The organism is Pseudomonas sp. SDO52101_S400 (assembly GCF_054071635.1).
The window spans coordinates 16,306-31,139 of record NZ_JBSVWF010000018.1 but is presented as its reverse complement, the minus strand read 5'-3'; the positions used below and the strand labels follow the sequence as shown (position 1 = coordinate 31,139).

Annotated in this window: 11 protein-coding genes; all 11 read right to left on the bottom strand. The window is 59.1% G+C overall.

The annotated features are described in order from the left end of the window. Positions 1 to 121: 121 nt before the first annotated feature. The 11 genes from tilS to rseP all read right to left on the bottom strand — a co-directional run bounded on the left by tilS (position 122) and on the right by rseP (position 14,784). Positions 122 to 1,450 (bottom strand): tRNA lysidine(34) synthetase TilS, encoded by a 1,329-nt coding sequence (gene tilS / locus ACW9HX_RS11475; RefSeq protein ID WP_457380700.1) that lies wholly within the window; start codon positions 1,448 to 1,450, stop codon positions 122 to 124. A 147-nt stretch (positions 1,451 to 1,597) separates the two neighbouring features. Beyond that, positions 1,598 to 2,545, bottom strand: a complete 948-nt coding sequence (locus tag ACW9HX_RS11470) for an acetyl-CoA carboxylase carboxyltransferase subunit alpha (protein WP_085748116.1) — start codon at positions 2,543 to 2,545, stop codon at positions 1,598 to 1,600. 139 nt (positions 2,546 to 2,684) lie between these two features. Next, positions 2,685 to 6,206, bottom strand: a complete 3,522-nt coding sequence (gene dnaE, locus ACW9HX_RS11465; protein WP_457380699.1) for a DNA polymerase III subunit alpha — start codon at positions 6,204 to 6,206, stop codon at positions 2,685 to 2,687. A gap of 76 nt (positions 6,207 to 6,282) precedes the next feature. After that, a complete protein-coding gene (gene rnhB / locus ACW9HX_RS11460; RefSeq protein ID WP_085712847.1) occupies positions 6,283 to 6,909 on the bottom strand; it encodes a ribonuclease HII in 627 nt (208 codons plus the stop codon). A gap of 11 nt (positions 6,910 to 6,920) precedes the next feature. Continuing rightward, positions 6,921 to 8,051, bottom strand: a complete 1,131-nt coding sequence (lpxB, locus tag ACW9HX_RS11455) for a lipid-A-disaccharide synthase (RefSeq protein WP_457380698.1) — start codon at positions 8,049 to 8,051, stop codon at positions 6,921 to 6,923. Between the two features lie 2 nt (positions 8,052 to 8,053). After that, on the bottom strand, positions 8,054 to 8,830 hold the full coding sequence (gene lpxA, locus ACW9HX_RS11450; RefSeq protein ID WP_457380697.1) for an acyl-ACP--UDP-N-acetylglucosamine O-acyltransferase: 777 nt from the start codon (positions 8,828 to 8,830) through the stop codon (positions 8,054 to 8,056). Further along, positions 8,827 to 9,267: a 3-hydroxyacyl-ACP dehydratase FabZ gene (gene fabZ, locus ACW9HX_RS11445; protein WP_003222142.1), complete on the bottom strand. Its 441-nt coding sequence runs from the start codon at positions 9,265 to 9,267 to the stop codon at positions 8,827 to 8,829. Before fabZ ends, lpxA begins: the two co-directional genes overlap by 4 nt. 106 nt (positions 9,268 to 9,373) lie before the next feature. Next, the gene (gene lpxD / locus ACW9HX_RS11440; protein WP_457380696.1) at positions 9,374 to 10,429 is read right to left on the bottom strand and encodes a UDP-3-O-(3-hydroxymyristoyl)glucosamine N-acyltransferase; all 1,056 of its coding nucleotides are present in this window, start codon (positions 10,427 to 10,429) and stop codon (positions 9,374 to 9,376) included. 3 nt (positions 10,430 to 10,432) lie between these two features. Next, complete coding sequence (locus ACW9HX_RS11435; protein ID WP_003222140.1) at positions 10,433 to 10,936, bottom strand: OmpH family outer membrane protein; 504 nt, start codon at positions 10,934 to 10,936, stop codon at positions 10,433 to 10,435. Between the two features lie 45 nt (positions 10,937 to 10,981). After that, positions 10,982 to 13,357, bottom strand: a complete 2,376-nt coding sequence (gene bamA, locus ACW9HX_RS11430) for an outer membrane protein assembly factor BamA (protein WP_457380695.1) — start codon at positions 13,355 to 13,357, stop codon at positions 10,982 to 10,984. Between the two features lie 74 nt (positions 13,358 to 13,431). Beyond that, the gene (gene rseP / locus ACW9HX_RS11425; RefSeq protein ID WP_457380694.1) at positions 13,432 to 14,784 is read right to left on the bottom strand and encodes a sigma E protease regulator RseP; all 1,353 of its coding nucleotides are present in this window, start codon (positions 14,782 to 14,784) and stop codon (positions 13,432 to 13,434) included. Positions 14,785 to 14,834: the final 50 nt, after the last annotated feature.

Below are 14,834 nucleotides of genomic sequence, written 5' to 3'. Positions count from 1 at the left end.
TCGCTACACATTTTTTGGAATCGCCCAGCAAAGACTGCTTGGTAATCGGCAACTCCTGCAATTCAGGCGAATCCACAGAAGTTGTATCAAGAAGGGAGCGTAGTCTACCGGAATGCCCCCTTCAGCTCAAACCTTGATCTTCATCAAAAGGCACCCAATGCAATCGCCAGCCTTCCTGCACGTTGCCATCAAGCCCCGGCAGGTTCGCCACGGCGAGCAATTCTTCACCGCGAAACAGCAGCGGCAATCTGCCACGCACGAAGCCCGGCACCGCGCGCTCATTGAGCAGGCGCTTGAGATCGCGGTGACCGCGATCCGCCAGATGCATCACCTCGCCGCCCTGCCGATAGCGGATGCGCAGCGGCCCTGCGGGAGCCTGACCGCTGAACATGACACGCCCGTTACCGGGCAAGCGTAGCGCCAGCGACGGGTCATGCCAGTCGCCGCTGACCACCGGCGCGCGCAACCATTGCCCGCTGAGCCACCACAGGCGACCGACGCTGCGGTGCAGCTCGCCATCCGCCAGACGCCAGACCGGAGAAGCACCGATGCCGGCATCGCGTAGATCCGCCCAACCCGACCAATGGTCGGTATCCGGCAGTAGGGTGAGTGGTTCCAGCCAGTGACTGAGTGCATTTCGCTGACGGGCTTCGGACAACCTGTCGATGGCCACAGACGCCAGTGATGGCAATCCCAACCACTCGAAATCAACGGATAACGTCGCTTGAGCCAGATCAATTTGCGCCAGCTCATCGAGCAAGCCTTGCGCCTCACGCAAATGTGCCGCACTGCGGGCCATGCTGGCGTGAGCCTGCGGCCAGCGACCAGCCAGCAGCGGCATGACCTGATGGCGCAGGTAATTGCGCGAAAACTGTCGATCCTGATTCGACGGATCCTCTACCCAGCGCAGGCCATGATCCTGCGCATAAGTTTCCAGCTCGGCACGCGTGACGTCGAGCAACGGCCGAACCAGATAACCCTGCCCCAGCGCGCGCTGAACGGGCATACCGGACAGCCCTCGGACCCCGGCGCCGCGCAACATACGAAACAGCAGCGTTTCGGCCTGATCGTCACGATGTTGCCCGGTCAATAACACGTCGTTGACCTGAGTCGCCGCACTGAACGCTGCATAACGGGCATCCCGTGCCGCCCGCTCCTGACTCGCCCCGGGCTGCACCTGCACACGCATCACTTGCAACGGCACCGACAGTTCATCGCAGACAGCCTGACAATGCGCCGGCCATGCGTCGGCCACAGCCTGAAGGCCATGATGGACATGGATGGCGCTCAGCGCCGGAAGGGATTCGGTTTTGGCGAGAGTTGCCAGAAGGTGCAACAGGACGGTGGAGTCGAGGCCACCCGAGAAGGCGATGCGCCAATGGGCCGCATTGAGCCAGGGCTTGAGATTGCGCAGAAGTCTGGAAGGCAAATCAATCGACGGCTGACCCATTTTTCTACCTTTTCACAAACCAAATGTGGGAGCGGGCTTGCTCGCGAAAGCGGTGAAACAGCCAACACAGTCGTTGAATGTTACATCGCATTCGCGGGCAAGCCCGCTCCCACAGTGTTTTGCATTGTCAGCCAAAACGGCTTTCGATCAGAGACCGTAGCTCATCAGACGATCGTAACGACGCTTGAGCAGCGCTTCGTTGTCGAACTTCTTCAGCATCGCCAGTTGCGAGCTAAGCTCGGCACGGATCGATGCCGCCGCAGCCGCCGGATCGCGGTGGGCGCCGCCCAGAGGCTCGCCAATCACTTTGTCGACAATGCCCAGGCCTTTCAGACGCTCAGCAGTGATGCCCATCGCTTCAGCGGCATCCGGCGCCTTTTCTGCGGTTTTCCACAGAATCGAAGCGCAGCCTTCCGGCGAGATCACCGCGTAGGTCGAGTACTGCAGCATGTTCAACTGATCGCAGACACCGATCGCCAGTGCGCCGCCGGAACCACCTTCACCAATTACGGTGGCGATGATCGGGGTTTTCAGGCGTGCCATGACGCGCAGGTTCCAGGCAATCGCTTCGCTCTGGTTGCGCTCTTCAGCGTCGATACCTGGGTAGGCGCCCGGGGTGTCGATGAAAGTCAGGATCGGCATTTTGAAACGCTCGGCCATTTCCATCAGGCGGCAAGCCTTGCGGTAGCCTTCCGGGCGCGGCATGCCGAAGTTGCGGCGTACCTTTTCGCGCACTTCACGGCCCTTCTGGTGACCGATCACCATCACTGGCTGGTCTTCCAGACGTGCCACGCCGCCCACAATGGCCGCGTCGTCGGAGAAGTGACGGTCACCGTGCAGCTCGTCGAACTCGGTGAAGATGTGCTCGATGTAGTCCAGGGTGTATGGACGTTTCGGGTGACGCGCCAGACGTGCGATCTGCCAGCTGGTCAGCTTGCCGAAAATGTCTTCGGTGAGCGTTTTGCTCTTGTCCTGCAGGCGGGAGATCTCATCGCCGATATTCAGCGAATTGTCATTACCGACCAAGCGCAACTCTTCGATCTTGGCTTGCAGGTCGGCGATCGGCTGTTCGAAATCTAGAAAATTCGGGTTCATAGGCGTCCGTCTAGGGTCGTGTCCCAAGTGAGCTTGGGCCGGCCGGTTGTCTATTCGCGCCCTACCTTAAGGGAGAGGCGCGCTAAGGTCGAGATTAAAAATTCAGGTTGCGGGCAAGCGGTTCGATACCACCTGCCGGTCAACGGTATTGGAGGAAGACGTTGTCTCGCCCGAACTGGTCACGCAGGGCTTGAATCAAGGCATCCGCCGGGTCGATCCGCCAGGTCTCGCCAAACTGCAGCAAGGTCTTCGCATCGGGACTGGTGTACTCCATGGTTATCGGGCACGCCCCGCGATGACGCTTGAGCAAATCACCCAACCAGCGTAGCTGATCGCCTTTCAGGTCCTGGGTCTGCAATTTCAGGCGCAGGCTCTCGGCCAGGTTGGTGCGCGCATCCTCCATGCTCATCACCCGCTTGACCCGCAGGCGCAGGCCGCCGGAGAAGTCATCGTTGCTGACCTCGCCTTCGACCACCACCATCGCATCGGTCTGCAGCAGCGATTGCGCGGAGTGGAACGCATCGGCGAACAACGATGCCTCGATCCGCCCGGAGCGGTCGTCGAGGGTGATGAAGCCCATCTTGTCGCCCTTTTTGTTCTTCATCACCCGCAGCGCAATGATCATCCCCGCCACGGTCTGGGTGTCCCGGGCCGGTTTCAGGTCGATGATCCGCTGGCGGGCGAAACGGCGGATTTCACCCTCGTATTCATCGATCGGGTGACCGGTCAGGTACAGGCCGAGGGTGTCTTTTTCACCCTTCAGGCGTTCCTTGAGCGTCAGTTCCTTGGCCTTGCGATGCAGCGCGTAAACGTCCGCATCTTCCTCCACGAACAGCCCGCCGAACAGGTCGGCATGGCCGCTGTCACGGGTACGGGCAGTCTGCTCGGCCGACTTGATCGCCTCTTCCATCGCCGCCAGCAGTACCGCGCGGTTGCGGTCGATGTTGGCCTGATAAGCCTTTTGCTCGTCATGGAAATACGGGCCGAGACGATCAAGCGCGCCGCTGCGGATCAGACCGTCCAGCGTGCGCTTGTTGATACGTTTAAGGTCAACCCGGGCGCAGAAGTCGAACAGATCCTTGAACGGTCCAGCTTGACGGGCTTCGGTGATTGCTTCCACCGGGCCTTCGCCGACGCCTTTGATCGCGCCCAGACCGTACACGATGCGGCCCTCGTCGTTCACCGTAAACTTGAACTCCGAGGTGTTCACGTCAGGCGCGTCGAGGCGCAGCTTCATCGTGCGCACTTCCTCGATCAAGGTCACGACCTTGTCGGTGTTGTGCATATCCGCCGACAGCACTGCGGCCATGAACGGCGCCGGGTAGTGAGCCTTCAGCCATGCAGTCTGGTACGACACCAGGCCGTAGGCGGCGGAGTGGGATTTGTTGAAGCCGTAACCGGCGAATTTCTCCACCAGGTCGAAAATGTTACCGGCAAGATCCGCGTCGATATTGTTCGACGCACAACCTTCAATGAAACCGCCGCGCTGCTTGGCCATTTCCTCGGGTTTCTTCTTACCCATCGCCCGTCGCAGCATGTCCGCACCACCGAGGGTGTAACCGGCCATGACCTGGGCAATCTGCATCACCTGTTCCTGATACAGGATGATGCCGTAGGTCGGCGCCAGTACCGGCTGCAGGCCTTCGTACTGGTAATCCGGGTGCGGATACGCCAGCTCCGCGCGACCGTGCTTACGGTTGATGAAGTCATCCACCATGCCGGACTGCAGCGGGCCCGGACGGAACAGGGCCACCAGTGCGATAAGGTCTTCGAGGCAGTCGGGCTTGAGCTTTTTGATCAGCTCTTTCATGCCGCGGGATTCAAGCTGGAACACCGCGGTGGTTTCAGCTTTTTGCAGCAGCTGATAAGTCGGCTTGTCATCCAGCGGGATGAACGCGATGTCCAGCGGTGGTTCGTTGACCTTGGCGCGGTCACGGTTGATGGTCTTCAGCGCCCAGTCGATGATCGTCAGGGTCCGCAGACCGAGGAAGTCGAACTTCACCAGACCAGCCGCCTCGACGTCGTCCTTGTCGAACTGGGTCACCAGACCGTCGCCGGCCTCGTCGCAATAAATCGGCGAGAAGTCGGTCAGCTTGGTCGGCGCGATAACTACACCACCGGCGTGTTTACCGACGTTACGCACCACGCCTTCGAGCTTGCGCGCCATCTCCCAGATTTCCGCCGCTTCTTCATCGACCTTGATGAAGTCGCGCAGGATTTCTTCCTGTTCGTAGGCTTTTTCCAGGGTCATGCCGACTTCGAACGGGATCATCTTCGACAGACGATCCGCCAGACCGAACGACTTGCCCTGGGCCCGCGCCACGTCCCGCACCACAGCCTTGGCCGCCATGGAACCGAAGGTGATGATCTGGCTCACCGCGTTGCGGCCGTATTTTTCGGCCACATAGTCGATTACCCGGTCGCGACCATCCATGCAGAAGTCGACGTCGAAGTCGGGCATCGATACCCGTTCCGGGTTGAGGAAACGTTCGAACAGCAGGTCATATTCCAGCGGGTCGAGGTCGGTGATCTTCTGTACATAGGCCACCAGCGATCCGGCACCCGACCCCCGGCCAGGCCCCACCGGCACGCCGTTGTTCTTGGCCCACTGGATAAAGTCCATCACGATCAGGAAGTAACCGGGGAACCCCATCTGGATGATGATATCCAGCTCGAAATTCAGCCGATCAACGTAGACCTGACGCTTGGCCTCGTAATCCTCGGTGGTGTCCTTGGGCAGCAGCACGCTGAGGCGGTCTTCCAGACCGTCGAACGACACCTTGCGGAAATACTCATCGATGGTCATGCCATCGGGAATCGGATAGTCGGGCAGGAAGTGCTTGCCCAGCTTCACGTCGATGTTGCAGCGCTTGGCGATCTCGACGGTGTTTTCCACCGCATCCGGCAGGTCACTGAACAGCTCGGCCATTTCCTCGGCGCTTTTCAGGTACTGCTGGTCGCTGTAGTTTTTCGAACGACGCGGATCGTCGAGGGCGCGGCCCTCACCGATGCAGACGCGGGTTTCGTGGGCGGCGAAGTCTTCCTGCTTGATGAAGCGCACATCGTTGGTCGCGACCAGCGGTGCACCGAGCTTGTCGGCCAGCGCCACGGCGCCGTGCAATTGCTCTTCGTCATTCGGACGGTTGGTGCGCTGGATCTCCAGATAGAAACGATCCGGGAACACCGCCATCCATTCGCGCGTGAGGGCCTCGGCCTCGGCGGGGTTGCCGCCGATCATGGCCATGCCGATCTCGCCTTCTTTCGCGGCGGACAGCATGATCAGGCCTTCGTTGGCCTCGGCGACCCATTCGCGCTCGATAATGATCATGCCGTTGCGCTGACCCTCGATGAAGCCACGGGAAATCAGCTCGGTCAGGTTGCGATAGCCCAGGGCGTTCATGACCAGCAAGCTGATACGGCTCAGCGGACCATCGGGATCCTTGTTCGACAGCCACAGGTCGGCGCCGCAGATCGGCTTGATCCCGGCGCCCATGGTGTTTTTATAGAATTTGACCAGCGAACACATGTTGTTCTGGTCGGTAACCGCAACGGCCGGCATGCCCATGCCGGTCAGGGCCTTGACCAGCGGCTTGATCCGCACCAGCCCGTCGACCAGGGAGTATTCAGTGTGCAGGCGTAGATGAACGAATGAAGCCGGCATAGTGATCCTGTCCAGTTACATAGAGACAACAAGGCCCGGATTGTACCGGGCCCTGAGCAAAACATCAGCCTCGCCGCTAAACCTGCGTGAGGCCTTCCAGCGCTTCATAAGCCTGCCGCACCGGAGCGAACGAGCGCCGGTGAATCGGCGTCGGCCCGAGGCGCACCAGCGCTTCCAGATGAACGGGCGTCGGGTAGCCTTTGTGGCCGCCGATGCCGTAACCCGGGTAGATCAATTCGAACGCTGCCATCTCACGGTCGCGGCTGACCTTGGCCAGAATCGACGCAGCCGCAATAGCCGGAACCTTGCTATCGCCCTTGACCACCGCTTCGGAACGCATCGGCAGCTTAGGGCAACGGTTGCCATCGATCATCGCGAGTTTCGGCTGGATGTGCAGACCCGCCACCGCACGCTGCATCGCCAGCATGGTGGCGTGAAGGATGTTCAGCTCGTCGATTTCCTCGACTTCGGCACGGGCGATACACCAGCTCAGTGCCTTCTCGCAGATTTCGTCGTAGAGCTTTTCACGCTTGGCTTCGGTGAGTTTCTTCGAGTCGTTGAGACCGAGAATCGGCCGATTCGGATCGAGGATCACCGCCGCCGTGACGACCGCACCGCACAACGGGCCGCGACCGACTTCATCAACGCCGGCCACCAACTCTTCGACTTCGGCAACCAGGGTGAAATCCAGGCCCATCTGCATGCTTGTCTTGCTCATCGTGTTTGACCGATCAGGTTCAGAACGGCGTCAGCCGCCTGATTGGAGGCGTCCAGGCGCAGAGTACGGTGGATCTCATCGAAGCCCCGCGTCTGCTCTTCGCCACCGTCAATCAACGGCGACAAGGTCTGGGCGAGCGCTTCGACCGTCGCATCATCCTGCAACAATTCCGGCACCAGCAATCGCTGGGCCAGCAGGTTCGGCAGGGACACGTACGGGCTCTTGACCATGCGCTTGAGAATCCAGAACGTCAGCGGTGCAAGACGATAGGCCACGACCATCGGGCGCTTGTACAGGAGTGCTTCCAATGTCGCTGTACCCGACGCGATCAGTACGGCGTTGCACGCTGCCAGGGCCAGATGGGACTTGCCATCGAGCAGGGTCACCGGCAGGTCGCGACCGGCCAGCAACTCTTCAAGCTGGGCCCGACGCTCGGGGTTGGCACATGGGATGACGAAACGCAACCCGGGGCGCATGGCACGCAGGCGTTCAGCGGTATCGAGGAAAAGCGCACCCAGACGACTGACTTCGCCACCTCGGCTGCCGGGCATCAACGCGACTAGCGGACCGTCAGGCAGCCCCAGTTCGGCGCGCGCAGCGGCACGATCGGCTTCCAGTGGAATGGTATCGGCCAGCGTATGACCGACGAAACGTACCGGTACGCCTTTCTCTTCGTAAAATCTGGCTTCGAACGGCAACAGCGTGAGCATCAGGTCGCAACCTTCGCGGATCTTCAGAACTCGCTTCTGCCGCCACGCCCATACCGAAGGGCTGACGTAGTGCACAGTCTTGATCCCGGCCTGACGCAGCTTGAGTTCGATATTGAGGTTGAAATCCGGAGCATCAATGCCAATGAACGCGTCCGGTTTTTCGGCAATCAGGGTGGCGATCAAGTCCTTGCGGCGCTTGAGCAATTCACGCAACCGCCCGAGGACCTCCACCAGCCCCATGACCGACAGCCGCTCCATGGGGAAATAGGAGGTCAGGCCTTCAGCCTGCATCAACGGGCCACCGACGCCGATGAATTCGACCGCTGGATGCTGTGCCTTGAGAGCACGCATCAGGCCCGCGCCCAGAATGTCACCGGAAGCCTCACCTGCCACCAGCGCAATACGCAGATTGGCCATGATCAGCGGGTGATGCCGCGAGACGACGACTGGATGGAGTCACGGAACACCGCAACTTCCGGGAACTCGGTGGCAGGCTCGGCCAGTTCGGCCAGCGCTTGCTCGACAGTCAGCCCCTGGCGGTAAACGGTTTTATAGGCGCGGCGCAAGGCATGAATGGCATCCTCGCTGAACCCACGACGGCGCATGCCTTCAAAGTTCATGCTGCGCGCTTCGGCTGGATTACCGAACACCGTAACGAACGCCGGAACGTCCTTGCCGATGGCCGTGCCCATGCCGGAAAAACTGTGAGCGCCAATGTGGCAATACTGGTGTACCAGGGTAAAACCGGACAGGATCGCCCAGTCCTCGACGTGCACATGCCCGGCAAGCGCGGTGTTGTTGACCAGAATGCAGTGGTTGCCGATGACGCTGTCGTGACCGATGTGGGCGTAAGCCATGATCAGGTTGTGATCGCCCAGGGTAGTTTCCGAGCGATCCTGAACAGTGCCACGGTGAATCGTCACACCTTCACGGATAACGTTATGGTCACCAATCACCAGACGGGTTTCTTCACCCTTGTACTTGAGATCAGGCGTGTCTTCGCCTACCGAAGAAAACTGGTAAATGCGATTGTGCTTGCCGATTCGGGTCGGACCTTTGAGGATCACGTGAGGCCCGATCACTGTTCCCTCGCCGATTTCCACACCTGCGCCGATGATCGACCACGGGCCGACCTCGACACCCTCAGCCAGTACGGCCGAAGGATCGATGATTGCGCGAGGGTCAATCAAACTCATAGCTTGCGTTCCGCACAGATGATTTCAGCGGAGCAGACAGGCTTGCCATCGACCGAAGCCTGGCATTCGAATTTCCAGATCTGACGCTTGCAACTGATGAACTTGGCTTCAAGAATCAACTGGTCGCCCGGCAGCACAGGCTGACGGAAACGCAGTTTGTCGGAACCGACGAAATAGTAGAGGGTGCCATCGGCCGGTTTCACGTCGAGCATCTTGAAACCAAGGATCCCGGCAGCCTGAGCCATCGCTTCGATGATCAACACGCCAGGCATGATTGGATGCGCCGGGAAGTGACCATTGAAAAAGGGTTCGTTGATGCTGACATTCTTGTAGGCGCGAATGCGCTTGCCTTCAGTATCCAGTTCCACCACCCGGTCCACCAGCAGGAACGGGTAACGGTGAGGCAGGTATTCGCGAATCTCGTTGATGTCCATCATTTCGGGGGGAAGCCTATGTAAAGATTGGGAGCGCGACTGACGCGCACTCCTCTAGCAAATCAAGGAGGCAGTCCAGAGGCTGTGCACACTTGATATGGAAATGGTATCAGCCTTCAGATGAAGCATTACCGCCAGGGGTCACTTCCCCTGCCCGCTTTTCCAGCTGTTTCAACCGTCGCGCGAGGTCATCGAGCTGACGGATGCGTGCCGCGCTTTTGCGCCATTCGGCAGCCGGCTGCATGGCCGTACCGGAAGAGTAGGCACCCGGCTCGGTAATCGAGTGAGTCACCATGGTCATCCCGGTCAGGAAAACGTTGTCGCAAATATCGATGTGCCCTACCAGGCCAACACCGCCGGCGAGCATGCAGTGTTTGCCGATTTTGGTGCTGCCGGAAATCCCCACACACGCCGCCATGGCGGTGTGATCCCCGACCTGAACGTTGTGGGCGATCTGAATCTGGTTGTCGAGTTTCACGCCGTTGCCGATCACAGTATCGGCCAACGCACCGCGGTCGATGGCGGTATTCACGCCGATCTCCACATCGTCGCCGATGGTAACGCCGCCGATCTGGGCGATTTTCTGCCAGATGCCTTTCTCGTTGGCAAAGCCGAAGCCTTCACCACCGAGTACTGCGCCGGACTGGATAACCACGCGCTTGCCGATGCGCACATCGTGATACAGCGTCACCCGCGGGGCCAGCCAGCCACCCTCGCCGATTTCACTGCGGGCGCCGACAACGCAGTGTGCGCCGAGCGTCACGCCCGCACCGATCCGGGCACCGGCTTCGATAACCACAAAGGGACCAATGCAGGCAGTCGGATCGACGACGGCGTCCGAAGCAATCACTGCGGTCGGATGAATACCGGCTGCGGATTTCGGCTTCGGGTCGAACAAGTGGGAAATGCGTGCATAAGCCAGATAAGGGTCCGGCACCACCAACGCATTACCGGCATAACCTTCGGCATCAGCCGCTTTGAGCAGCAGTGCAGCCGCCTGCGAGCCAGCGAGGTATTTGCGGTATTGGGGGTTTGCCAGAAAGCTCAACTGAGCTGGGCCAGCCTCCTGCAAGGTGGCTAGCCCAGTTATTTGCTTCTCGGGGTCGCCACTCAAGGTGGCACCGAGGAACTCGGCCAACTGGCCGAGTTTGATAGTCACGGCCATGGGTTACTTCAGCTGATTCATGCGCTCGATAACCTGGCGCGTGATGTCATATTGAGGTTTGACATCAATCACTGCGCCACGCTCGAACACCAGGTCAAAACCACCTTTCTTGATGACTTCTTCCACTGCGCTATCCAGTTTCGGCTTGAGCTGCTTGAGCATTTCACGGTCAGCAACGGCTTTGGCTTCGTTCAGTTCCTTGGACTGGAACTGGAAGTCACGGGCCTTTTGCTTGAATTCCAGCTCCAGGCGCTCACGCTCGCCCTGCTGCATCTTGTCGCCGCCAGCCATCAGACGGTCCTGGATACCCTTGGCACTGCTTTCCAGTGTCTTGAGCTTGGTCAGTTGAGGACCGAATTTCTTCTCGGCATCCACAGCGTATTTCTTGGCCGCGTCGGATTCCAGCAGTGCCATCTGATAGTTCAGAACAGCGATTTTCATGTCGGCAAATGCCGGGCCTGCCACCAGTACGGAGGCCAGGAGAACCAATTGAGTCAACTTACGCACGATGCACTCCTACAAAATCCATTGTCGTTATCTTGGGTCAGACGCTTAGAACGTCTGGCCGAGGGAGAATTGGAACACTTGAGTTTCAGCGTTATCCGGTTTCTTGATCGGTGTGGCCAACGCGAAGCTCAAAGGACCCAGTGCGGTAACCCAGGTCACGCCAACACCGACGGAACTGGCCATGTTGCTCAGGCTGATGTCGTTGCACTTGGTGCTGGACTTCGAGCCGTCGGCGTTCACAGTATCCTTGCACTGCGAGTCAAACACGTTACCCACATCCCAGAATACCGAGGTACGCAGGGAGCGCTGATCCTTGACGAATGGCAGCGGGAACAGAACCTCGACACCGCCCTGGATCAGGACGTTACCGCCGAACGGAAGCGGATCCTGGTCCGGGTCTGCCAAGGTGCCAGGGTTAGTACCCTTACTTGGCGTACTGCGCGGACCGAGAGTGCTGTCCTTGAAGCCACGAACCGAGTTGAAACCACCAGCATAGTAGTTTTCATAGAACGGCAAGCCATCAGTCGAACCATAACCGTCGCCATAACCCAGTTCGGTATGCAGACGCAGCGTGTAGTTCTCGGTAATCGGCTGGAACAGCTGACCGCGGTAATCAAGTTTGTAGAACGACAGGTCGCTGCCTGGAATGGTGGATTCCAGGGTCAGGCTCTGGGAGCGGCCACGGGTTGGCAAAACGCCTTTGTTCAGAGTGGACTCGGACCAGCCGGCCGACGCCTTGAAGTTCAGGTATTGGTCGCCTTCCTTCTTAACGAAGTCGAAAATCTCGTCAACGGTGTAAGTACCGGTCTTGATCTTGTCCTGTTGAGCGGACAGACCGAAGGTCAGACGCGAAGTCTCGCTGATCGGGTAGCCAACGTTCACACCGGCACCCAGGCTGTCTACCGCATAGCTTGCTACGTCGACGTCGAGGTCTTTGTAGTCGGTGGTGCGATAGAACGCGTTGTAACCCAGGCTCACGCCATCGGCGGTCCAGTAGGGGTCAACGTAGCCGAAGTTGTAGCGGCTCTGGTATTCGCTGCGGGTCAGGCCGACGCTTACACGGTTACCAGTACCGAGGAAGTTGTTCTGGGTGATCGAACCACCGAGGATCAGACCGGCGCTCTGGGCGAAACCGACGCTGGCGGTGATCGAGCCGGAAGCCTGTTCTTCAACGCTGTAGTTCACGTCAACCTGGTCGTCGACACCCGGAACGGCCGGAGTTTCAACGTTGACCTCTTTGAAGAAGCCCAGACGCTCCAGACGGGTCTTGGACTGGTCGATCAGGTAGGTCGAAGCCCAGCCGCCTTCCATCTGACGCATTTCGCGACGCAGCACTTCGTCTTCGGACTTGGTGTTGCCGCGGAAGTTGATACGGTTGACATAGGCACGCTTGCCCGGATCAACAGCGAACAGGATGTCTACGGTGTGATCATCATCGTGCGGTTGCGGAACGCCGTTGACGTTGGCGAAGGTGTAACCCTCGTTACCCAGACGACGAGTGATCAATTCCGAGGTGGTGGTCATCAGCTTGCGCGAGAACACCTGGCCTTTCTGCACCAGCAGCAACGACTTGACCTGGTCTTCAGGAACTTTCAGGTCACCGCTGAGCTTGACGTCACGAACGGTGTACTTCTCGCCTTCGGTCACGTTGACGGTGATGTAGACGTGTTTCTTGTCCGGGGTGATGGACACCTGGGTCGAAGCGATATCCATGTTGATATAGCCGCGGTCCAGGTAGTAGGAACGCAGACGTTCCAGGTCACCGGAAAGCTTTTCACGGGCGTACTTGTCATCGTTCTTGAAGAACGACAGCCAGTTGGTGGTTTTCAGTTCGAACAGGTCGGTCAGGTCTTCTTCAGGGAAAACCGTGTTGCCCACCACGTTGATGTGCTGAATGGCAGCGACGGTGCCTTCGTTGATCTTCACTTTCAGGCCGACACGGTTGCGCGGCTGTGATACCACTTCGGTATCAACCGTGGCCGAGTAACGACCTTGCGCAACGTACTGACGCTGCAGCTCGTTACGCACGCCTTCAAGGGTCGCACGCTGGAAGATCTCGCCTTCGGCCAGACCGGATTGCTTGAGGCCTTTCATCAGGTCTTCGGTGGAGATCGCCTTGTTGCCTTCGATCTCGATGCTCGCGACCGAGGGACGTTCGACGACAGTGATCACCAGAACGTTGCCTTCGCGGCCCAGCTGGATATCTTGAAAGAAACCGGTTTTGAACAACGCACGAGTGGATTCCACCAGGCGACGATCATCCGCCTGCTCGCCGACGTTCAACGGCAAGGCACCAAAGACGCTACCCGCGGAGACCCGCTGGAGGCCATTGACGCGAATATCAGAGATAGTGAAGGACTCGGCGTGAACTTCGGCGATCATCAATACGGTGAGAACCGCAGTTAGCAGCAGACGTTTCATGAAGTCCTTTCTTATTCCAACTGGCAATAAACAAACTGCCGCAAAATGCGGCAGATTCGCAATTCAGCGAAGCGTTACAGTCGACCCAGATCGTTGACCAGAGCAAGCAACATCACCCCGACCACCAAACTGATACCGATCTGTATCCCCCAACCTTGCACCCGATCCGACAAGGGACGACCACGCGCCCACTCGATCAGATAAAACAACAAATGCCCCCCATCCAGTACAGGAATGGGCAGCAAATTCAGAACCCCCAGGCTAATACTCAGATAAGCAAGGAAATTCAGGAAATCAGCGACACCCGACTGGGCAGAAGCGCCCGCCACTTTAGCAATGGTTATCGGTCCACTCAAGTTTTTTACCGAGAGCTCGCCGAACAGCATTTTCTTCAGTGAATCCAGCGTCAGGACGCTCATGGTCCAGGTACGACGGACGCCCTCGCCAATCGCGGCCAAAGGACCATAGCTGACCTCACGAATCATCTCTGGCGGCCAGTCGACAGCTTTCACTCCCGCCCCCAGATAACCGCTTGGCGACTTGCTTTCGCCACGCGCCGCCAAGGTCACGGGGATGTCGATTTGAGCACCGTCGCGCTCGACGTGCAGCATGATTTTGGTATCAGGACGCGTACGAACGGTGTCGACCACTTGTTGCCAGTCATCCAGCGCCTTGCCATCCAGCGCCAGCAGGCGGTCGCCGGTTTTCAACCCGGCTGCCTGAGCCGGGCCTTTCGGATCGAGTTCAGCGAGAATCGGCGGCAACGCCGGACGCCACGGACGGATGCCCAGGGACCGAATCGGATCCGGCTCATCGGCGCCCTTCAGCCAGTGATCGAGTGCAAGCTCACGCGCAGAGTCAGCCGTGGAACCCTGCTCCCGCACCAGCACCTGCAAGGAACCGCTCTCCCCCAGGCGACGCACCAACTGCAGATTGACCGCGGCCCAGCCGGAAGTCGGCTCACCGTCGATAGCGATGATTTCCTGACCCGTACTCAGACCGGCCTTTGCCGCAAGGCTGCCGGACTCAACCGCACCAATGACCGGGCGCACCTGTTCGCTGCCCAGCATTGCCAGCACCCAGAAGAACACCATGGCCAGCAGGAAGTTGGCGACAGGGCCGGCTGCAACGATGGCAATCCGCTGGCGAACGGACTTGCGATTGAAAGACAAATGAAGCTGATCGGCGGGCACCTCGCCTTCACGCTCATCGAGCATCTTGACGTAGCCACCCAGCGGAATGGCCGCGATGACAAACTCGGTTCCCTGCTTGTCATGCCAGCGCAGCAACGGCATACCGAAGCCTACGGAAAAGCGCAGAACCTTGACGCCACAGCGACGCGCGACCCAGAAATGGCCGAATTCGTGAAAGGTGACCAGCACACCCAAGGCGATCAGGGTGCCGGCAATCATATAGAGCGCGCTCATCTACTTTCTCCGCAATCCTGTTCTATGCCGCGTGGAGCCATGTACCGCAA